This is a genomic window from Cellulomonas sp. zg-ZUI22 (assembly GCF_017353535.1).
GTDB lineage: Bacteria > Actinomycetota > Actinomycetes > Actinomycetales > Cellulomonadaceae > Cellulomonas > Cellulomonas wangleii.
On record NZ_JAFMUZ010000008.1, the window covers coordinates 21,327 to 41,954 of the forward strand.

At 73.9% G+C, this 20,628-nt stretch carries 21 protein-coding genes; 1 reads left to right on the top strand and 20 read right to left on the bottom strand.

Features of this window, described 5'->3' with window-relative positions; translation table 11 throughout:
• Positions 1–50: 50 nt before the first annotated feature.
• On the top strand, positions 51–2,909 hold the full coding sequence (locus J1G43_RS16165) for a glycoside hydrolase family 3 C-terminal domain-containing protein (RefSeq protein ID WP_307859634.1): 2,859 nt from the start codon (positions 51–53) through the stop codon (positions 2,907–2,909).
• Positions 2,910–2,963: 54 nt separating this feature from the next.
• Here J1G43_RS16165 and J1G43_RS16170 read toward each other — a convergent pair whose 3' ends face one another.
• The 20 genes from J1G43_RS16170 to rho all read right to left on the bottom strand — a co-directional run bounded on the left by J1G43_RS16170 (position 2,964) and on the right by rho (position 20,356).
• Positions 2,964–4,211 (bottom strand): N-acetylglucosamine-6-phosphate deacetylase, encoded by a 1,248-nt coding sequence (locus tag J1G43_RS16170; protein WP_207378838.1) that lies wholly within the window; start codon positions 4,209–4,211, stop codon positions 2,964–2,966.
• A gap of 29 nt (positions 4,212–4,240) precedes the next feature.
• Positions 4,241–4,669: a hypothetical protein gene (locus J1G43_RS16175; protein WP_207371291.1), complete on the bottom strand. Its 429-nt coding sequence runs from the start codon at positions 4,667–4,669 to the stop codon at positions 4,241–4,243.
• Positions 4,666–4,893 (bottom strand): hypothetical protein, encoded by a 228-nt coding sequence (locus J1G43_RS16180; protein WP_207378839.1) that lies wholly within the window; start codon positions 4,891–4,893, stop codon positions 4,666–4,668. Before J1G43_RS16180 ends, J1G43_RS16175 begins: the two co-directional genes overlap by 4 nt.
• 140 nt (positions 4,894–5,033) lie before the next feature.
• Entirely contained in the window at positions 5,034–5,729 is a 696-nt protein-coding gene (gene nucS / locus J1G43_RS16185) for an endonuclease NucS (protein WP_207341679.1), read from the bottom strand.
• Between the two features lie 27 nt (positions 5,730–5,756).
• Positions 5,757–6,203 (bottom strand): DUF2550 family protein, encoded by a 447-nt coding sequence (locus J1G43_RS16190; protein WP_207341678.1) that lies wholly within the window; start codon positions 6,201–6,203, stop codon positions 5,757–5,759.
• 30 nt (positions 6,204–6,233) lie between these two features.
• On the bottom strand, positions 6,234–6,521 hold the full coding sequence (locus J1G43_RS16195; RefSeq protein ID WP_207341677.1) for a F0F1 ATP synthase subunit epsilon: 288 nt from the start codon (positions 6,519–6,521) through the stop codon (positions 6,234–6,236).
• A 44-nt stretch (positions 6,522–6,565) separates the two neighbouring features.
• On the bottom strand, positions 6,566–8,053 hold the full coding sequence (gene atpD, locus J1G43_RS16200) for a F0F1 ATP synthase subunit beta (protein ID WP_207341676.1): 1,488 nt from the start codon (positions 8,051–8,053) through the stop codon (positions 6,566–6,568).
• A gap of 70 nt (positions 8,054–8,123) precedes the next feature.
• Positions 8,124–9,020, bottom strand: a complete 897-nt coding sequence (locus tag J1G43_RS16205) for a F0F1 ATP synthase subunit gamma (protein ID WP_207371287.1) — start codon at positions 9,018–9,020, stop codon at positions 8,124–8,126.
• 2 nt (positions 9,021–9,022) lie between these two features.
• Positions 9,023–10,651, bottom strand: a complete 1,629-nt coding sequence (gene atpA / locus J1G43_RS16210) for a F0F1 ATP synthase subunit alpha (RefSeq protein WP_207371286.1) — start codon at positions 10,649–10,651, stop codon at positions 9,023–9,025.
• A 69-nt stretch (positions 10,652–10,720) separates the two neighbouring features.
• Positions 10,721–11,533, bottom strand: a complete 813-nt coding sequence (locus tag J1G43_RS16215; RefSeq protein ID WP_207341673.1) for a F0F1 ATP synthase subunit delta — start codon at positions 11,531–11,533, stop codon at positions 10,721–10,723.
• Complete coding sequence (locus tag J1G43_RS16220) at positions 11,533–12,114, bottom strand: F0F1 ATP synthase subunit B (protein ID WP_207341672.1); 582 nt, start codon at positions 12,112–12,114, stop codon at positions 11,533–11,535. The genes J1G43_RS16215 and J1G43_RS16220 overlap by 1 nt, the downstream gene beginning before the upstream one ends.
• Positions 12,111–12,341, bottom strand: a complete 231-nt coding sequence (gene atpE, locus J1G43_RS16225) for an ATP synthase F0 subunit C (protein WP_043598826.1) — start codon at positions 12,339–12,341, stop codon at positions 12,111–12,113. Before atpE ends, J1G43_RS16220 begins: the two co-directional genes overlap by 4 nt.
• Positions 12,342–12,443: 102 nt before the next feature.
• Entirely contained in the window at positions 12,444–13,229 is a 786-nt protein-coding gene (gene atpB, locus J1G43_RS16230; protein ID WP_242635920.1) for a F0F1 ATP synthase subunit A, read from the bottom strand.
• 161 nt (positions 13,230–13,390) lie between these two features.
• Entirely contained in the window at positions 13,391–13,843 is a 453-nt protein-coding gene (locus J1G43_RS16235; RefSeq protein WP_207371285.1) for a hypothetical protein, read from the bottom strand.
• On the bottom strand, positions 13,840–14,952 hold the full coding sequence (locus J1G43_RS16240) for an MraY family glycosyltransferase (protein WP_207341669.1): 1,113 nt from the start codon (positions 14,950–14,952) through the stop codon (positions 13,840–13,842). The genes J1G43_RS16235 and J1G43_RS16240 overlap by 4 nt, the downstream gene beginning before the upstream one ends.
• Positions 14,949–15,677 carry an L-threonylcarbamoyladenylate synthase gene (locus J1G43_RS16245; RefSeq protein WP_207378840.1) on the bottom strand — a complete coding sequence of 243 codons (729 nt, stop codon included), beginning with the start codon at positions 15,675–15,677 and terminating at the stop codon, positions 14,949–14,951. The genes J1G43_RS16240 and J1G43_RS16245 overlap by 4 nt, the downstream gene beginning before the upstream one ends.
• A complete protein-coding gene (gene prmC / locus J1G43_RS16250) occupies positions 15,674–16,630 on the bottom strand; it encodes a peptide chain release factor N(5)-glutamine methyltransferase (protein WP_374191812.1) in 957 nt (318 codons plus the stop codon). Before prmC ends, J1G43_RS16245 begins: the two co-directional genes overlap by 4 nt.
• Positions 16,627–17,691 carry a peptide chain release factor 1 gene (gene prfA / locus J1G43_RS16255; RefSeq protein ID WP_207371307.1) on the bottom strand — a complete coding sequence of 355 codons (1,065 nt, stop codon included), beginning with the start codon at positions 17,689–17,691 and terminating at the stop codon, positions 16,627–16,629. The genes prmC and prfA overlap by 4 nt, the downstream gene beginning before the upstream one ends.
• 161 nt (positions 17,692–17,852) lie before the next feature.
• Complete coding sequence (gene rpmE / locus J1G43_RS16260; protein WP_207341667.1) at positions 17,853–18,068, bottom strand: 50S ribosomal protein L31; 216 nt, start codon at positions 18,066–18,068, stop codon at positions 17,853–17,855.
• A 173-nt stretch (positions 18,069–18,241) separates the two neighbouring features.
• On the bottom strand, positions 18,242–20,356 hold the full coding sequence (gene rho / locus J1G43_RS16265) for a transcription termination factor Rho (RefSeq protein WP_207378841.1): 2,115 nt from the start codon (positions 20,354–20,356) through the stop codon (positions 18,242–18,244).
• Positions 20,357–20,628: the final 272 nt, after the last annotated feature.

Here is a 20,628-nt window from a genome sequence, read left to right on the forward strand (position 1 = left end):
CCCGAGCCCTCGTGCGCACCCATCGCACGCCCCCGACGACGAGGAGCGACGTGGCCGACGCCACCACCCCCGACCTGCTCGTCGCCGACGCCCCACCGGCCTGGCGCGACGCGACGCTGCCCGTGCGGAGTCGCGCCGAGGCACTCCTCGTCGCACTCACCCCCGAGGAGCGGATCGCGCTGCTGCACCAGCACGCCCCGGCCGTCCCCCGCCTCGGCCTGGCGGCCTTCCGCACGGGGTCGGAGGCGCTGCACGGCGTGGCCTGGCTGGGCACCGCCACGGTCTTCCCGCAACCCGTCGGGCTCGCCGCGTCGTGGGACACCGACCTCCTCGAGCGCGTCGGCGCGGTGGTCGGCACCGAGCTGCGGGCCAAGCACGCGGCGGACCCGACGGTCTCGCTCAACGTCTGGGCGCCGGTCGTCAACCCGCTGCGGCACCCCGGGTGGGGCCGCACCGAGGAGGGGTTCTCGAGCGACCCCCACGTCACCGCCCTGCTGGCGACGGCCTACGCCCGGGGCCTGCGCGGCGACGACCCCGTGTACTGGCGGACCGTGCCGACCCTCAAGCACGTCCTGGGCTACGGCAACGAGACCGACCGGGCCGTGACCAGCAGCAACCTGCCCCCGCGCGTGCTGCGCGAGTACGAGCTGCCGGCGTTCCGCGGACCGCTGCGGGCAGGCGTCGTCGGCGCCCTCATGCCGTCGTACAACCTGGTGAACGGGCGTCCAGCCCACCTGTGCGGCGAGCTGCTCGACGAGCTGCGCTCGTGGTCGGACGAGTCCCTGCTGGTGGTCTCGGACGCCGCCGCGCCGGGCAACGTCGTGACGTTCCAGCGCTACCACGACGACCACGTCGCCTCCCACGCCGCGCTGCTGCGCGCGGGCGTCGACTCGTTCACCGACAACGACGCCGACGCCGGCCCCACGGTCGCCCGCCTCACCGCGGCGCTCGACCGCGGCCTGCTCGAACCGGCGGACGTCGACCGCGCGGTCCTGCGCCACCTCGAGCTGCGCATCCGCACCGGTGAGCTGGACCCCGAGCTGGACCCGTGGCGCGTCGGCCCCGACGCGATCGACCTGCCCGCGCACCGCGCCCTGGCGCGGGAGTCCGCCGCACGGGGGGTCGTCGTGCTCGCGAACGACGGTGCGCTCCCCCTGGACCCGCGCGCGAACGTGGCGGTCGTCGGACCGCACGCCGAGCGGGTCCTGCACGACTGGTACTCCGGCACGCCGCCGTACCTGGTGGGGCTGGCCCCGTCGCTGGCGACGCGCCTGGGCACGCACGCCGTGCACGTCGCCGACGGCGCCGACCGCATCACGCTCACCGCGACCAGCACCGGGCGGGGGGTGCGCGCGCTGGCGGACGGCACGCTGGTGGCGGACGCCGACGAGCCGCCGGGGCACGACGTCACCGACTGGGGCGACGGGCTGCTGACCCTGCGTGACGTCGGTCGCGACCTGCTGTGGTCCGGGGCGCGCTGGGTCGTGCGCGCCGACGCGACCCGCGTGGGCGGCTGGGTCGCCCAGGAGTCCTTCCGACGCACCTGGCACGACGACGGCACGTGGTCGCTGCAGCACGCCGGGTCCGGCCGCTGGCTGCGCGTGCAGCACGACGAGGCCGGCACGCTCGTCGCCGACGCACCGGACGCCGCGCTCGCCGAGCGCTTCCGCGTCGACCTGCTGCGCAGCGGTGCCGCCGCGGTCGCGGACGCCGCGGCCGCCGCCGACGTCGTCCTCGTCACGGTCGGGAACGACCCGCACCTGCACGGGCGCGAGACCGAGGACCGCCCGCACCTGGACCTGCCCGCACCGCAGGTCGCGCTGTGGCGGGCCGCCCGGGCCGCGGGTGCACGGGCGGTGCTGGTCGTCGTCTCGTCGTACCCGTACGTGCTCGGCCCGGCCGGTGACGAGGCCGACGCCGTCGTCTGGTCGTGCCACGCCGGGCAGGAGCTGGGCAACGGGCTGGCGGACGTCCTGCTGGGCGAGGCGGAACCCACGGGGCGGCTCGCCCAGGAGTGGCCCGCCGACGCCGCGCAGGCGGGCGACCTGCTCGACCAGGACGTCATCGCGACGCACGCCACGTCCTGGTACAGCCGCACCCGTCCCCGGTACGGGCTGGGGCACGGGCTGACGTACGGCGCGCCCGTGTACGACGACCTGTGGTGCACCCCCGGCCCGGTGCGTGACGGCGACGGGGTGGTCGCCCACGTCACCGTCACCAACGCCGGCGACCGGCCGGCGCACGAGCTCGTGCAGCTCTACGTCGACGCGCCCGAGCACCGGCTGGCGTACCCGCACCGCGTGGTCGCCCACACGCGGGTCGTCGTGCCGCCGGGTGGCACCGCCGTCGCGACCCTGCACGTGGCCGTCGCCGACCTCGCGGTGTGGGACGTGACCCGCGACCGGTGGGTCGTGGAGCCGGGCCGCTACGTGCTGACCGCCGCCCCGTCGAGCGCGCACGACGGGCCGCGCGCCGACCTGTGGGTGGCGGGCGACCCGGTGCCTCCGCGCGACCTGCGCACCCGGCCCGCACGTGCGGTCGACGCCGACGCGCTGGCGGGCGTCGACCCCGCCGACCTCACGCCGACGACCGGCACCTGCGTGCAGGTCCGGCGGGGCCACCCGGCCGGGAGCGTGCTGCTGCGGGACTGCGACGTCGCGGGAGCAGCCGCGGTCGAGCTCACCGTGGCCCGCACGCGGGCGGGCGACGCAGCCGTCGAGCTGCTGGACGCGGCCGACGGGTCGGTCCAGGTCCGCATCGACGTGCCCGCCGGCGGCGGCCGGTACGACTGGTGCACGCTGACGACGCCCCTCGCCCCGGACTCCGCCCTGACGAGGGCGGACGGTCCGCGCGACCTGCGCCTCCGGCTGCTCGGGTCCGCGCGTCTGGCCACCGTGCGACTGACGTGACCGGCACGCCGGGCGTCGGGCGGGGCGTCCCCGCGGCCGGTCGGGCGGCGACCGTCAGGCGACCCAGAGCCCCCCACGTGCGACACGCAACGGGCGCAGGTCGGGCGTCGTGACGACCAGGTCGGCGCGCCGCCCCGGCACGAGCGCACCGACGTCGTGCCGGCCGAGCACGTCGGCCGGCGTCGCGGACGCCGCCCGGACCGCGTCGACCAGGGGCACACCCGCCGCGACGGTCGCCCGCACGACGTCGAGCAGGTGCGCGACGCCGCCGGCGATGGCACCGGTGCTGACCCCGCCGTCGGCCGTGGGCTGCAGCACCCGCGCGACACCGTCGGCGACCCGGACGGCGGCGGGGCCCAGGCGGTAGTCCCCGTCGGGCATGCCGGCCGCGGCCATCGCGTCGGTCACGAGCACGGCGCCGTCGGGGCCGACGAGCTCCATGACCGCACGGACGGTGGCCGGTGCCAGGTGCGTGCCGTCGGCGACCAGCTCGACCACGAGCTCACCCCGCGCAGCGGCGGCCAGGCACGCGGCGACCGGCCCCGGGTCCCGGTGGTGCGGCGGGCGCATGCCGTTGAACAGGTGGGTGGCGGTCGGCCGGGGACCCCTCGCCCGGGGCGACGTCGCGAGCAGGTCGAAGGCTCGCGCGACCGCCGCCTCGACCTGCTCGGCCGTCCCGTCGGTGTGCCCCACGGAGGGCAGCGCACCGGCGGCGACGAGAGCGGCGAGCACGTCCTGCCCCCCGTCCGCCACACCGGGGACCTCGGGTGCCACCGTCATCGTCACCAGGTGGCCCCTCGCGGCCGCAGCGAGGTCGCGCACGAGCGTGGGGTCGCCCGGCAGCATGTCGTCGGCGCTCTGCGCACCGCAGCGGGCGGGCGCCAGGAACGGCCCCTCGAGGTGGATGCCCGCGACGACACCGGCGTCCGCCGCGTCGGCGAGCAGCGCGGCCCGCTCCAGCAGCACCGCGCGGGGGGCCGTGACGAGGGACGCGACCAGGGTCGTGGTGCCGTGCCGCAGGTGCTGGGCCGCTGCCCGCCGCACGTCCTGCGGCCCCGTGGCGTCGGGGAAGCCGGCGCCGCCACCGCCGTGGCAGTGCAGGTCGACCAGCCCCGGCAGCACCAGCGTGCCCGGCGCCGGGGCGTCCGGCCGCTGCTCCGCCGGTACCTGCGCCGCGGGCTCGACCCGGTCGACGCGACCGTCCACCACGTGCACCACCGCGTCACGCAGCACCCCGGTGGGCGTCACGACGTCCCCCCGCACGAGCAGCGGACCGGTGGGGTCGGGGGCGTGGCTCACCATGGCCCCATCATGGCGCGGCACGGGACGCGTCAGCGCCGCTCGCGCGGCGCGGCGGTCCCGCGGCGCGCCCGCACGGCGCCCGCCGCCAGCCCGCCGACCAGTCCGGCCAGGGCCGGCAGCCCGATGAGGTCCCACGCCGCCGAGCCCGCCTGCCAGGGCCACGCCGACAGCAGCACCCCGGTCTGCACCACACCGACCAGTGCACCCCCGACCAGGCCCAGCCCTGCGTACACGCCCGGCCCCGGGCCGAACCGCCCCAGCACCGCCCGCGCCAGCACCACGAGCGGCACCGCGCAGAGCACAGCGGGCCCGGCTGCGTACAGCAGCCACGTCGCGGAGCCGGTGAGGGCCTGCCCGGGGCCGTCGACCAGCAGGAACGCCGCGGCGCGCACGACCCAGGCCGTGACCACAGCGACGACGACCCCCACGACGGCCGGCGCCGTCCAGTGCCGGATCACGCCCGGGCCGCCGCGACGAGGCGCAGCACGTCCTGCGCCGCACCGGGCACGACCGGCAGACGCGCGAGCGAGACGAGTCGCCCCACGACCGGTGCCGCACCGTCGATGAGCGCTCGGGTGCGCCGGGAGCCCCCCGGGTCGTCGTGCCCCCGCTCGCGGAACAGCCGCAGGGCCGTCGACCGGATCAGCTCGCGGGTCTCGTCCGCGGTGCGCCGCGCGCTCACGGCGCGACCGCCGCAGGAGCACCGGCCGTCACGTGCTCGCCCCTGTCGGCATCCCGGCCGTCGGCGGGGTCTGCGGGTTCGCCCGTCCGCATCGTGTCCATGGTGCAAGTGAACACGTTCATCCGAACCCGCTCACGACGTCAGAAGAGGCGGGCGTCCACGTCGTCGACGCCCCGCATGGCGTCGTAGTCGAGCACCAGGCACGTGATGCCGCGGTCGGTGGCGAGCACCCGCGCCTGCGGCTTGATCTCCTGCGCGGCGAACACGCCCCGCACGGGCGAGAGGCGCGGGTCACGGTTGAGCAGCTCCAGGTAGCGCGTGAGCTGCTCGACGCCGTCGATGTCACCGCGCCGCTTGATCTCGACGGCCACGCTCCCGCCGCCGGGCGCCTTCGCCAGGATGTCGACCGGTCCGATCGCCGTCGGGTACTCGCGCCGCACCAGCGTGTGGCCGGACCCGAGCAACCCGATCTGGGCTGCCAGCAGCTCCTGCAGGTGCGCCTCGACGCCGTCCTTGACGAGGCCGGGGTCGACGCCCAGCTCGTGCGCCGAGTCGTGGTGCACCTCGTAGAGGTCGATCACGAGCCGGTCATCGGTCTTGGCGTGCTGCACCGTCCAGACCTGCGTCACGCCGGCGGCACGCTGCTCGGCGTCCGGCTCCCCCACGGCGAGGGAGCACGGCGGGCTCATCCAGTTCAGCGGCTTGTACGAGCCGCCGTCGGAGTGCAGCAGCACCGACCCGTCGGCCTTGACCACCACGAGCCGGCGCGCGCGGGGCAGGTGCGCCGACAGCCGTCCCGTGTACCGCGCCGCGCACTCGGCGACCACCAGGCGCATGGACGCTCCTTCAGTGCTTCGGGGGGATCAGAACACCTTGCCGACCCGCGAGGGGGTGGCCTCCAGCCAGGACGTGAAGCCGGCGTACGCGTCGGCGGACATCTGCAGCCGGATCTCCTGGAGCGGACCGCCGGTCGCGGGAGCGACCTGGCAGCGCGCGACCACCGCCTGCGGCTTGCCGGGGACGAGCGGCAGCACCGTGCGCTCGAGGACGACGATGCTGCCGCGCGACCACGTCCGGGCCGGACGAGGCATGACCGACGCCCGCCGCCACCAGTAGAGGGTCACCGAACCGTACTGCGCGACCCCCCGGGCGGACGGCGTCCTGCCGTCGTGCGCCGCCTCGACCAGGCGGCACGAGAACGAACCGACCCGGCGCGAGAGCGTGCTCGTGCGGGACAACCACACCACGGCGACGACCCCGGCGAGGAGCACCAGCGTCGCCGCGACCGTGATCCACGCCGCACCGTTCACGCCGTGACCTCCACGCCGACGTCCGCCGCGTCAGCGCCCGGTCGGGGCGGTGCCGGCCGACCCGGAGACCGAGTCGACCACCACCGTCACCTGGTCGGAGTCGACGGACAGGAAGCCCCCGTCGACGTCCCACGACAGCGGCGCGCCGCCGCCGGCGGGCACCACGCGGACCGCGCCGGGCCGCAGCACCGACAGGATCGGCGTGTGCCCGGCGAGGATGCCGATGTCACCGTCGGCCGCGGGGGCCGACACCAGACGTGCGGTGCCGGACCACACCTTGCCGTCCGCCGCCACGACGTCGACCTCGAGCTGAGCCACCGTGCTGCCTCCTGAGTCCTGGTACGTCGTCTGTGCCCGCAGGCTCAGACGCCGTACTCCTTCTGGATGCGGGCCCAGTTGCGCTCGAGGTCCTCGAGGCCACCGATGTTGAAGAACGCCTGCTCCGCGATGTGGTCGAACTCGCCCTCGGCGATCTTCTTGAACGCCTCGACCGTCTCGGACACCGGCACCGTCGAGCCGACGACGCCCGTGAACTTCTCGGCCATGTACGTGTTCTGCGAGAGGAACTGCTGGATGCGGCGCGCACGCGCGACGATCGTCTTGTCCTCCTCGCTGAGCTCGTCCACACCGAGGATCGCGATGATGTCCTGGAGCTCCTTGTTGCGCTGCAGGATCTGCTTGACCTGCGTCGCGACGTCGTAGTGCTCCTGGCCCACGTAGCGCGGGTCGAGGATCCGGCTGGTCGAGGCCAGCGGGTCGACGGCCGGGTACAGACCGCGCGACGCGATCTCACGGCTGAGCTCGGTGGTCGCGTCGAGGTGCGCGAACGTCGTGGCCGGCGCCGGGTCGGTGTAGTCGTCCGCGGGGACGTAGATCGCCTGCAGCGACGTGATGGAGTGACCACGCGTGGAGGTGATGCGCTCCTGCAGCTGACCCATCTCGTCGGCGAGGTTGGGCTGGTAGCCCACCGCGGACGGCATGCGGCCGAGCAGCGTGGAGACCTCGGAGCCCGCCTGCGTGAACCGGAAGATGTTGTCGATGAAGAGCAGCACGTCCTGCTTCTGCACGTCGCGGAAGTACTCCGCCATCGTCAGGGCGGACAGGGCGACGCGAAGACGCGTGCCCGGGGGCTCGTCCATCTGGCCGAAGACGAGGGCCGTCTTGTCGAAGACGCCCGCCTCCTCCATCTCGACGATGAGGTCGTTGCCCTCACGGGTGCGCTCGCCGACACCGGCGAACACGGAGACACCACCGTGGTCCTGCGCGACGCGCTGGATCATCTCCTGGATGAGGACGGTCTTGCCGACACCGGCACCGCCGAACAGGCCGATCTTGCCGCCCTGGACGTACGGGGTGAGCAGGTCGATGACCTTGATGCCGGTCTCGAACATCTGCGTCTTCGACTCGAGCTGGTCGAAGGCCGGGGGCTTGCGGTGGATCGGCCAGCGCTCGGTGATCTCGAGCGTCTCGCCCTCGGCGAGGTTGAGCACCTCACCCGTGACGTTGAAGACCTTGCCCTTGGTGACGTCACCGACGGGCACCGAGATCGGCAGACCCGTGTCGCGCACCTGCGCGCCGCGGACCAGGCCGTCGGTCGGCTTGAGCGCGATCGCGCGCACCAGCGAGTCGCCGAGGTGCTGCTCGACCTCGAGGGTCATCGTGAAGCCGCCGGAGGCCTCACCCTCGCCCTGCGCCGAGAGGTCGATGTCGACCTCGAGCGCGTTGTAGATCTCGGGGATCTGGTCCGGCGGGAACTCGATGTCCACGACGGGCCCGATGACCCGCGCGACCCGGCCGACGCCGGGCGTGCCGGCGTTCGCGGCCGTCGCGTCGACGGTGGTGGCGGTCATGTCTGCCTCGCTTCGCTCGTCCGGAACGCTCGGGCGCCCGGCTGGGGTCGGTGTCGTGCTGTCGTTCGGGTCAGGAGGCCGCGAGAGCGTCGGCACCCGACACGATCTCGCTGATCTCCTGCGTGATCTCGCCCTGACGCGCCTGGTTGGCCAGTCGCGTGTACAGGCGGATGAGGTCCTCGGCGTTCTCGGTGGCCGTGTGCATGGCACGCTGCCGCGCGGCGAGCTCGGACGCGGCCGCCTGCAGGAGGTTCGCGTAGATGCGGGTGCGGACGTACCGCGGCAGCAGCGAGTCCAGCACCTCCTCCGGGCTCGGCTCGAACTCGTAGAGCGGCAGGGCGTCGTGCTCGCCGGCGGGCTCCACGCCCTCGACGACCTCGAGCGGGAGCATCCGGATCACGCGCGGGCGCTGCGTCACCATGTTCACGAACTGCGTGAACACGACGTGCACCTCGCCCACGCCGCCCTCGTCGGCCGGAGCACGGAAGGCCGCCAGCAGGGCGTCCGCGATCTCGTCGGCCACCTCGGGGGTGGGCGCGTCCGAGAACCCGGTCCACCGCCCGGCGAGCTCACGCTGCCGGAAGGTGTAGTAGGCCACCGCTCGCCGCCCGGAGACGAAGAGCGAGACCTGCTTGCCCGACTGCTCCAGACGCTGCACGAGCCGCTCGGTCTCGCGGATGACGCTCGCCGAGTACGCGCCGGCCATGCCACGGTCCGAGGCGATGAGCAGCACAGCGACCCGCTTCGTGTCGTCCCGCTCCACGAGGAAGGGGTGCGACACGTCGGAGTGGGTGGCGACCGCCGACACCGCGCGCGTGATCGCGCGCGCGTACGGCGTGGCCATGGTCACCCGCCCGCGCGCCCGGCCGATGCGCGACGCCGCGATGAGCTCCTGGGCGCGGAACATCTTCTTCAGCGACTGGGTGCTCTTGATCCGCGCCTTGTAGACGCGCTGCTGACCGGCCATGCTCAGGCCCGCTTCTGGCGGACGATCTGCTCCTGCTCGACCTCGACACCCTCGTCCTCGGCGTCGCCGCCCACGAGCGGCGTCCCGTCGAACTTCAGGAAGCCCAGCCGGAACTCGTCGATCGCACCGGCCAGTGCCTGCTCCGTCGCCTCGTCGAGCTTGCCCGTCTCGGCGATCGTGGACAGCACGTCGGTGTTGCGACGCAGGTGGTCCAGCAGCTCGGTCTCGAAGCGGCGGACGTCCTCGATCGGCACGTCGTCCAGCTTGCCCTTGGTGCCGGCCCAGATCGACGCGACCTGGTTCTCCACCGGGTACGGCGAGTACTGGCCCTGCTTCAGCAGCTCCATGAGGCGCGCACCACGGGTGAGCTGCGCACGCGACGCCGCGTCGAGGTCGGAGGCGAACATGGCGAACGCCTCGAGCGAGCGGTACTGCGCCAGGTCGAGCTTCAGCGTGCCGGACACCTGCTTCATCGCCTTGACCTGCGCGGCACCACCGACGCGGGACACCGAGATGCCGACGTCGACGGCCGGGCGCTGGTCGGCGTTGAACAGGTCCGACTGCAGGAAGATCTGGCCGTCGGTGATGGAGATGACGTTGGTCGGGATGTACGCCGAGACGTCGTTCGCCTTGGTCTCGATGACCGGCAGCCCGGTCATCGAGCCCGCGCCGAGCTCGTCGGAGAGCTTCGCGCAACGCTCGAGCAGGCGGGAGTGCAGGTAGAACACGTCGCCGGGGTACGCCTCGCGGCCCGGCGGGCGGCGCAGCAGCAGCGACACGGCGCGGTACGCCTCGGCCTGCTTCGACAGGTCGTCGAACACGATGAGGACGTGCTTGCCCTGATACATCCAGTGCTGGCCGATGGCCGAGCCGGTGTACGGGGCGAGGTACTTGAAGCCGGCCGGGTCGGACGCGGGGGCCGCGACGATCGTCGTGTACTCGAGCGCGCCGGCGTCCTCGAGGGCGGAGCGCACCGAGGCGATCGTCGAGCCCTTCTGGCCGATCGCGACGTAGATGCAGCGGACCTGCTTCGACGGGTCGCCGGTCTCCCAGTTCGCCTTCTGGTTGATGATCGTGTCGATCGCGATGGCCGTCTTGCCGGTCTGGCGGTCGCCGATGATGAGCTGACGCTGCCCGCGCCCGATCGGGATCATCGAGTCGATCGCCTTGAGGCCGGTCTGCAGCGGCTCGTGCACCGACTTGCGCGCCATGACGCCCGGCGCCTGCAGCTCCAGGGCGCGGCGGGCGTCCGTGGCGACCTCGCCGAGGCCGTCGATCGGCTGGCCCAGCGGGTCCACGACGCGACCGAGGTACCCGTCACCGACGGCGACCGAGAGCACCTCGCCCGTGCGGCGGACCTCCTGGCCCTCCTCGATGCCGGTGAACTCGCCCAGGACGACGACACCGATCTCGCGGACGTCGAGGTTGAGCGCCAGGCCGAGCGTGCCGTCCTCGAACTTCAGCAGCTCGTTGGCCATCGCGCCGGGCAGGCCCTCGACCTGCGCGATGCCGTCGCCTGCGATCGAGACCCGGCCGACCTCTTCGGTCGCCGGTCCCTTGGGCTCGTAGGACTTCACGAAGCTGTCCAGCGCGGAGCGGATGTCCTCCGGCCGGATCGTCAGCTCAGCCATGGCGTTCTCCTCATCTGACGCACGCGCCTCGCGCGTGCGGTGTGTCGTGGGCCGGTGCTCCGGCGTGGGTCAGCCGGCCAGCTGCCGGCGGGCGTCGGCGAGTCGGGAGAGGACGGTCGAGTCGATGACGTCGGGACCGGCCTGCACGCGCAGACCCCCCACGACATCCGGGTCGACGACGACGTTCACCTGGACGGGCCGTCCGAGCGCACGCCCCAGGAGGGCGGCGAGACGGTCCGTCTGCGTCGGGCTGAGTGGCGCGGCCGCCACGACCGTGGCCACCTCACGGCTGCGCAGCTCGGCGATCAGGTCACCGACGTGGTTGAGCGTGGTGACGAACCGGCGTCCGCGCGGCGCGACCGCGGCGCGGCGCGCCACCGCACGGGTGATCGCGGTGCCCTGGCCGCCGAGGATCCGGTCGACCAGGTCGCCGCGGGCCTGCGCGGGGAACGCGTCGTCGAGCAGGTAGCGACGCACCTCGCGCTGCCCGGCCAGGGACCGGGTCAGCCCGAACAGCTCGTCCTCCACCTCGCCGAGCGTGCCGTCCGCCTCCGCGGACGACAGCAGCGCACGGAAGGCGAGCCGCTCGGTCGCGCCCGCGAGGTCGGCGTCCGCCGACCACCGGGACCGCACGAGCGCCTGGGCGATCTCGACGGTGCGGGGGTCCGCACCGTCGAGCACCCGCGCGACCAGCGCGCTCTTCGGGTCGCCCTCGACCGACGGGTCGGCGAGGGTGCGACGCAGCGAGCTCGACGAGTCGAGCGCGTCCACGAGGGCGAAGAGCTCCTCGCTGATCCTGCGTGCCTGCCCGCCGGCGGCGCGGACGACCGGCGTGTACCGGTTCTCCACCGCCTCCAGCGAGGCGCGACTGGTCCCGCGCATCAGTTCCCCTTGCCTGCGCTCGTGGTGGTGCCCGCCTCGAGCTCGTCGAGGAACCGGTCGACGACGCGCGAGCGGCGCGCCTCGTCCTCGAGCGACTCGCCCACGATCTTCGAGGCGAGCTGCGTGGCGAGCGTGCCGACGTCCGCGCGCAGCGACACCGCGGCCTGCTGGCGCTCGGCCTCGATCTGGCGCTGGGCGGTCTCGGCGATGCGAGCCGCCTCCTCCTGGGCGCGCACACGCGACTCGGCGAGGATCTGCCCACCCTCGGTGCGCGCGTCCTCGCGGATGCGTGCGGCCTCGGCACGAGCGTCGGCGAGCAGCTTCTGGTATTCCTCGAGCTGCGCTGCCGCCTCCGCCTGGGCCGACTCGGCCTTCGCGATCCCGCCCTCGATCTTCGCCGTGCGCTCGTCCAGCACCGCCTGGAACTTCGGCAGCACCAGCTTGTAGAACGCGACGCCGATGACCACCAGGACGAGCGTCGACCAGAACAGGTCGTAGCCGGCGGGGACGAGCAGCCGGATGCCCTCGACCTCTTCCCCCGCGGCCGTCACGACGCCCGCGGGGACCGCGGCGCCGCTCACTGGAAGAGGAACCCGGTGATGAGGCCGAGGAGGCCGAGGACCTCGACGAAGCCGATGCCGATGAACATCGTGGTGCGCAGCTGGCCGGCGACCTCGGGCTGGCGCGCGATGCCCTCGACGGTCTTACCGATGAGGATGCCCAGACCGATGCCGGGGCCGAGCACCGCGAGGCCGTAGCCGACGGTCGCGATGTTCCCGGAGACGGCGTCAGCGGCGGCAAGGATCATGCTGGTGTCTGCCACGGTGGCTCGTTCCTTCCGTTGGGTCCCCGGCCGGTCGGCCGGGGGCTCGTACTCACGTGCGGGACCACGCGCCCGCGGGGCGTGGTGTCAGTGCTCGTCCGAGATCGACAGGCTGATGTAGACAGCCGCGAGGACGACGAAGATGTAGGCCTGCAGCGCGGCGACGAACACCTCGAACAGGGTGATGGCGAAGCCGCCGAGCAGGCTCGGGACGGCGAACACGCTCATGCCCGACATGGAGCGGACGAAGTAGTCCGTGGCCGCGAAGCAGAGCACCAGCATGAGGTGGCCGGCGACCATGTTGGCCATGAGCCGGACGGCCAGCGTCACGGGCCGCAGGATGAAGACGGTGAGGAACTCCACCGGCGTCAGCAGGACGTAGAGGAACGGCGGGACGCCCGGCGGGAACAGGCTGACCTTGAGGAAGCCGCCGAGCCCGTGGGCGCGGATCCCCGCGCCGAGGTACATGACGTACACCCACAGCGCGAGCATGATCGGCAGGCCGATCAGCGCGCTCCCGGCGATGTTCAGCCCGGGGATGATCCCTGTGATGTTGAAGGCGAGGATCGCGAAGAACACCGTGGTGAGGAAGGCGACGTACTTGTGCGCCTTCTCCTTGCCGATGATGTCCTCGGCCACGTTCACCCGGACGAAGTCGAGCAGGAGCTCGATCACGTTCTGCCCGCGGCTGGGCACGAGCCGCGCCTTGCGCGCCGCGACGATCATGATCGTCAGCAGGACGACCACGGCCACGACCCGCACGAACTGCATCCGGTTGAACTCGAAGATCGTGCCTTCGAACAGGATGGCCGGCGGGAAGAAGTCCGCGATCGAGGGCGTGTGGAAGACGTTCTCGTCCGCGGCGAGCGGCAGGATCGTCGCGATGCTGGACAGGGCGGTCTCCTGTGGTCGTGATGGCCGGTGCCGCCTCGTCGCGGGCACACCAGCAGCACCTGGCCGTCGTGGATGGGGGAAGCCTAACCCATGCATGACCTTGGTCCGGCCTGCGGGGACGCTTCATGTGGTGACGCAGGTCACCGCGCCGGGGCGCCGGGCTCCACGTAGGGGACCCGGCCCGTCTGGACCGCCCGGAAGTCGAGCACGGCAGCCCCCACGACGCCCAGCGCCAGCACCGCGGCCAGCACACCACGGGAGTAGAAGTCGTGGTCACGCAGCAGCGCGAGGACGACCACCACGACGAGCACCTTGGCCAGCCAGGTCCCCATGACCACGGCCGCCATCGTGGTCGGCGGGGAGTGCAGCGTCCGCAGCATCGCCACGACGGTGGTCCCCGAGAACACCAGCGCGAGGCCGACGCCGATCAGCGCGCCCCACACCCCGGGCGTGCCTGCCAGCAGCGCTCCGGCACCGAGGCCCACGACCGCGAGCCCGCCGAGCAGCAGGCCGGTGTCGCGCAGCGCGCGACGGAACACCGCCGCGGTCGGGTCCGGCGCGGGCGTGGCGGGGGTGGGGTCGCTGGTCGTCATGGCTGGGCCTCCACGGGCTCCGGGGTGCGCCCGCGCAGCGGGCCGAGGGTCAGGGCGGTCGCCACCACCACGCCGACGCCGGTGGCGACGAGCACGGTGGTGGTCGACAGGACGGCGAGGGCCGCGACGCCGAAGGCGAGCACGGCCGTCCAGATGTACATGATGAGCACGGCGCGCCGGTGGCTGTGCCCCAGCGCCAGGAGCCGGTGGTGCAGGTGCAGCCGGTCGGGGTGGAACGGGCTCTTGCCCTTGAGGAGCCGCCGCACGATCGCCAGCCCCATGTCGAGCAGCGGCAGCACCAGCACCGCGACGGGCAGCAGGATCGGCACGTAGGCCGGGAACTGCACGCGGTCGACCACCGCGGCGGGGTCGATCTGCCCCGTCACGACGATCGCGGCAGCGGCCATCACGAAGCCGAGCAGCATCGACCCCGAGTCGCCCATGAAGATGCGCGCCGGGTACAGGTTGTGGGGCAGGAAGCCGAGGCAGACGCCCACGAGCGCCGCGACCACCAGCGCCGCCAGGTTGGAGTAGTCGTCCCGGCTGGTGTCGACCGTCAGCAGGTACGCGTAGAGGAAGAAGGCCACACCGCCGATCGCCAGCACGCCCGCCGCGAGGCCGTCGAGCCCGTCGACGAAGTTGACGGCGTTCATCGCGACGATCACGGAGACGACGGTGATGAAGACGAACATGCGCGACGACCCGGTCAGCACCCCACCGATCGGCAGCTGGTAGAGCAGGACGCCCTGCCAGGCCAGGAACCCGGCGGCCAGCACCTGGCCCATGAGCTTGGTCAGCCAGTCCAGGTCCCAGATGTCGTCGGCGACACCCAGCGCGCACACCAGGGCCGCGCCGCCCACCACACCGAGGATCGGCCGGGGGTTGGCGTACACCGGTTCGAGGAACGGCAGCCGGGAGCCCATGAGCAGCGCCACCAGCAGCCCGGCGAACATCGCCATGCCGCCCAGGCGTGGGGTGGGGATCGCGTGCACGTCACGGTCGCGCACCGCCGTGATCGCACCCCACCGCAGCGCGCACCACCGTGCGAGCGGCGTCATGAGGTACGTGACCACGGCCGCGATGACCATGATGAGCAGGTAGACCCTCACGGCGCGGGGGCCCCCGGCGTGGCGGCGGCACCGTCCGCGGCGGCCCCGTCCGCGGCGGGGCCCGGGCGGCCCGGCGGCGGGGGCGCCATGACGGGGGCGACCGTGGCGAGCGTGGCGACGTCCAGCGCCCCGAGGCGCACGATGCGCAGCACGTCGCCGGTCGCGTCGACGATGGTGGAGGCCACCCCGCCGGGGCTGGTGCCGCCGTCGAGGACGACGGGGACCTTGGCGCCGAGCTGGCGGTACGCCTCGACGGCCGTCGTGGCGGCCGGGTGGCCGGTGAGGTTGGCGCTGGAGACGGCGAGCGGCCCCGTGCGCCGCAGCAGCGCGAGCGCGACCGGGTGGTCGGGCATCCGCAGCGCCACGGTGCCGTTCGTCTCCCCCAGGTCCCACGCCAGCGACGGCTGGGCGCGCAGGATCACGGTGAGGCCACCGGGCCAGAACGCCTCGGCCAGCGCACGCACCCCGTCCGGCACGTCGGTGGCCAGGCCGTCGAGCGTCCGCACGTCGGGGATGAGGACCGGCGGGGGCATCTGGCGGCCGCGGCCCTTGGCGTCGAGCAGGGCCTGCACCGCGCGCGGGTCGAACGCGTCGGCGCCGATGCCGTACACGGTGTCGGTGGGCAGGACGACCAGCTCGCCGCGGCCGACGGCGTTGACCGCCTCGTCGATCGCGGGGCCCCAGGTCGCGGGGTCGGTCGCGTCCTTGATCCGGATGAGGCTCACGCGGGCGAGTCTCCCACGACCGCGGGCGCGACCCGCCGTGCCACGAGCGTGCGCGGACGCCCGGTGAGGTCGGGCACGGTCCGCACGTCCGCGAAGGCCCCGGTGGCCCGGGCGGCGGCGCAGGCGGCGGGGCCCTGCACCTCGGCGTGCTCCATCACGAGCAGGCCCCCCGGCGCGAGCAGCCGGGCCGCGGCCGCCACGACCGCGCGCGGCACGTCGAGACCGTCGGACCCGCCCCCGTACAGGGCGAGGTCCGGGTCGTGGTCGCGCACCTCGGGGTCCAGCGGGACCGCGTCCGGCGGGATGTACGGCGGGTTGGAGACCAGGACGTCCACGGTGCCGTCGTGCTCCGCGAGCAGCGCGGGGTCCCGGACGTCACCGGCCAGCACGCGCAGGTCGTCGGCGCCCGCGGCGCGGGCGTTGGCGCCGGCGAGGGTGACCGCGTCGGCGGACAGGTCGACCGCGACGACGCGGGCCGCAGGGACCTCCGTGGCCACCGAGACCGCGATCGCCCCCGTCCCCGTGCACAGGTCCACGACGAGGGGCCGCCCGCCCCTGGCCGCCAGGGCCGCGGCCTCGTCGACCGCGAGCTGCGCGACCGTCTCGGTCTCGGGACGCGGCACGAAGACGCCGGGCGCGACCCGCAACGTGACGTACCGGAACACGGTGCTGCCCACGATGTGCTGCAGCGGCTCGCGGCTGCGGCGCCTCTCCACCACCGCGGCGTAGTCGCGGGCGAACCCGACCGGCAGCGGCGGGGGCAGCACGAGCTCGACGCGCGGCAGGCCGAGCACGTGGGCGGCCAGCGCCAGCGCGTCGTGCCGCGCGGACGGCACACCGGCCTCCGCGAGCACCGTCGTCGCCCCGTCGACGTACGCGCGCAGGCCGGGCGTCGCGTCGCGGGACACGGCCCCCTGCGGCGCGGCGTCGGCGCCCCGGGTCGCGCCCGTCACGCCGTGACCCCGCCGGCCGCCGCGAGGCGGGCCGCCTCGTCGGCCTCGACCGCCGACGCGATCACCGCGCCCAGGTCGCCGTCGAGCACCTGGTCGAGGTTGTACGACTTGTAGCCGGTCCGGTGGTCCGCGATGCGGTTCTCCGGGAAGTTGTAGGTCCGGATCCGCTCCGAGCGGTCCACCGTGCGCACCTGCGAGCGGCGCGCCTCGCTCGCCGCCGCGGCCGCCTCCTCCTGACGGGCCGCGAGCAGCCGTGCCCGCAGCACCCGCAGCGCCTGCTCGCGGTTCTGCAGCTGCGACTTCTCGTTCTGCATCGACACGACGATGCCCGTGGGCAGGTGGGTGATCCGCACCGCGGAGTCCGTGGTGTTGACGGACTGCCCGCCCGGGCCGGACGACCGGTAGACGTCGATGCGCAGGTCGTTCGGGTCGATGTCGACGTCACCCTCGTCGTCCGCCTCGGGGAAGACCATGACGCCCGCGGCCGACGTGTGGATGCGGCCCTGCGACTCCGTGACGGGCACCCGCTGCACGCGGTGCACCCCGCCCTCGTACTTCAGGTGGGCCCAGACACCGTCCTCCGGCGGCCCGGCGGTCCGTGCCTTGACCGCGACCTGCGCGTCCTTCACACCGCCCAGGTCCGACGGGGTGGAGTCCAGGACCTGCACGCTCCAGCCCTGCCGCTCGGCGTACCGCGTGTACATCCGCAGCAGGTCGCCGGCGAACAGCGCCGACTCCTCGCCGCCCTCCCCCGCCTTGATCTCGAGGATGACGTCGCGGCCGTCGTCGGGGTCCCGCGGGACCAGGACGCGCCGCAGCCGCTCCGCGGCGTCGTCGGCCGCGGCCTGCAGGGCCGGCACCTCGGTGGCGAACGCCGGGTCCTCGGCGGCCAGCTCACCCGCGGCCTGGGCGTCGTCGGCGGCCGCACGCCACTGGCGGTAGGCCTGGACGACGCGCCCCAGCTCGGCGTACCGCCGTCCGAGCCGCCGGGCACGGGCGGCGTCGGCGTGCACGGCGGGATCCGACAGGTCCCGCTCGATCTGGGCGTGCTCCGCGAGCATCGCCTCCACGGCGTCGAGCTGCTCCACGTGCTGCCTTCCCACTGCGACCGGCCCCGGGCACACGCACCGGACGTGCGCGCGCAAAGCGACAGCGCCGGTGCGCGGGCGGACACGACCATGGAGGGCCGTCGTCCGCCGGGCGCACCGGCGCTGCTGAGGAGCTAGTTGGCCGGCTTCTTGCCGTAGCGGGCCTCGAACCGGGCCACGCGGCCGCCGGTGTCGAGGATCTTCTGCTTGCCCGTGTAGAACGGGTGGCAGGCGCTGCAGACGTCGGCGTGGATCTTGCCGCTCGTCACCGTCGACCGCGTGACGAACGAGTTGCCGCAGGTGCACGTGACCTCGGTGACCACGTACTCCGGGTGGATGCCAGACTTCACGGGAGCTCTCCTTGGGGGTTTGTCTCCGGGTCCGGACGCGCGTCCCGCGCCGGTGAACCGCAGACCGACGGACCATTGTGCCAGAACCGTGGGCCAGTGCGAAAACTTCCCGCACAGGACGCGGACGGCCCCGCACCACGGGGGTGCGGGGCCGTCCGGCGACGGTGCGCCGGTCACACGACCGTGCGGCTGACGCCCTCCTCGAGGGTGGGGCCGCTGCCGCCCGGGGTGGTCTTCTGCACCTGCAGCAGGAACTCCACGTTGGACCGGGTCTCGCGCAGCTTGCCGAGCAGCAGCTCGATCGCCTGCTGCTGGTCGAGCGCGCCGAGCACGCGACGCAGCTTGTAGACGATCTTCAGCTCGTCGTTGCTCATGAGCACCTCCTCGCGGCGGGTGCCGGACGCGTTGACGTCCACCGCCGGGAAGATGCGCTTGTCCGCCAGCGAGCGGGACAGCCGCAGCTCCATGTTCCCGGTGCCCTTGAACTCCTCGAAGATGACCTCGTCCATCTTCGACCCCGTCTCCACCAGGGCGGAGGCCAGGATGGTCAGGGAGCCACCGTTCTCGATGTTGCGCGCGGCGCCGAAGAACCGCTTGGGCGGGTAGAGCGCCGAGGCGTCCACACCACCGGACAGGATGCGGCCCGACGCGGGCGCCGCCAGGTTGTAGGCCCGCGACAGGCGGGTGAGCGAGTCGAGCAGCACGACGACGTCCTGCCCCAGCTCGACGAGCCGCTTGGCCCGCTCGATGGCCAGCTCGGCGACGATCGTGTGGTCCGACGCGGGGCGGTCGAACGTCGAGGCGATGACCTCGCCCTTGACCGTCCGCTCCATGTCCGTGACCTCCTCGGGGCGCTCGTCGACGAGCACGACCATGAGGTGGACCTCGGGGTTGTTCGCGGTGATCGCGTTGGCGATCTGCTGCATGACGATCGTCTTGCCGGCCTTGGGCGGCGCGACGATGAGGCCGCGCTGGCCCTTGCCGATGGGCGCGACGATGTCGATGACACGCGGCGTCAGGCGACCGGGCTCGGTCTCCAGGCGCAGCCGCTCCTGCGGGTACAGCGGCGTCAGCTTGGTGAACTCGGGGCGCTGGCGCGCCACCTCCGGGTCCATGCCGTTGACCGTGTCGAGCCGGACCAGCGCGTTGAACTTGTTGGGGCGGCCGCCCTGCGGCGCCGCCTCGCCCTCACGCGGCTGACGGACCGCACCGGTGATCGCGTCACCGCGGCGCAGCCCGTGCTTCTTCACCTGGTTGAGCGACACGTACACGTCGTTCGGTCCCGGCAGGTAGCCGGTCGTCCGCACGAAGGCGTAGGAGTCCAGCACGTCGAGGATGCCGGCGACGGGCACCAGGACGTCGTCCTCGGTGACCTCGATCTCGTCGAGGCCACCCAGGTCGCCCTGGGTGCCGCGGCCCGTGCGGCCCCGCTTGCGGTCGCGGTCACGGTCGCGGAACCGGTCGCGCGACCGGCGACGCCGGCCGCCGCGCTCGTCGTCGTCCTGACGGTCGTCGCCGCCCTGGCGGACGTCCTGACCGTCGGCCTGCTGACGGTCGGCCTGCTGGCGGTCGGGCTGCTGGCGGTCGGGCTGCTGGCGGTCGCCCTGCTGGCGGTCACCCTGGGCACGGTCGCCCTGCTGGCGGTCGCCCTGGGCACGGTCGTCCCGCTGGCGGTCGCCGCGCTGGCGGTCCCCCGCACGGTCGTCCTGCCGCTCGTCCCGCACGCGGTCGTCGGGGCGACGCTCGGGGCGCTGCCGCTCGACCGTGGCGTCGTCCGCGGGCTCGACCGCGACGGGCGCACCGGCCCCGCGTCCGGCCCGGCGGGAGCGGCGCTCACCGGCACCCTCGGCGCGCGTCCCGCGCTCCTCGCGCTGCTCCGGCGGGGTGAGGCGCGCGTCGAGCGCGGCCTCCAGCCCGGCGAGCGCGTCCCGGCTGCCGGAGCGCTGGCGCGCACGCGCCGGTCGCTCCACGGGTGCCAGGTCGACGGCGGGCACGTCCACGGGTGCGGAGGTCTGCGCGCGCTGCGGGGCGGGCTCCGACGTCACGGGCGCCTCCTGCGCGACGGCCTGGGCCCGGCGCGTCGTCGCACGGGGCTCCGCGGCCTGCGGGCGCTCACCGGAGCGCGCGGCGGAGATCGCCTGCACCAGGTCGCCCTTGCGCATCTTGCTCGTGCCCTTCACGCCGAGCTGCGCTGCCAGGGCCTGGAGCTCCGGCAGGCGCATCGCGGAGATGCTGCCGGAACCCGAGCCGCCCGCAGTGGTCGCGGCGGCGTCGATGGTGTCTGTCACGAAGGATCCTTCCCCCTCGTCGGGGCCCACCCGGTCCGACCGGGAGGAGGCCTGCGTCCGGTCGGACACGACCGGACGGAGCGGTGCCACGCGCGCTGCGTACGACGACGTCTGCTCGCGCGGGCTGGATGTTCCCCTCGTCGTCGACTCGGTGGACCGTCCGGCGGGATTCCAGGAGGTGGTCGGGGAGCTGAGGACCGTGGAAGGTCCACGCCGGGTCACCGACAGGATCCACAGGGGGCCGGAGGACGAGGTCCGGGGAACGGAACAAA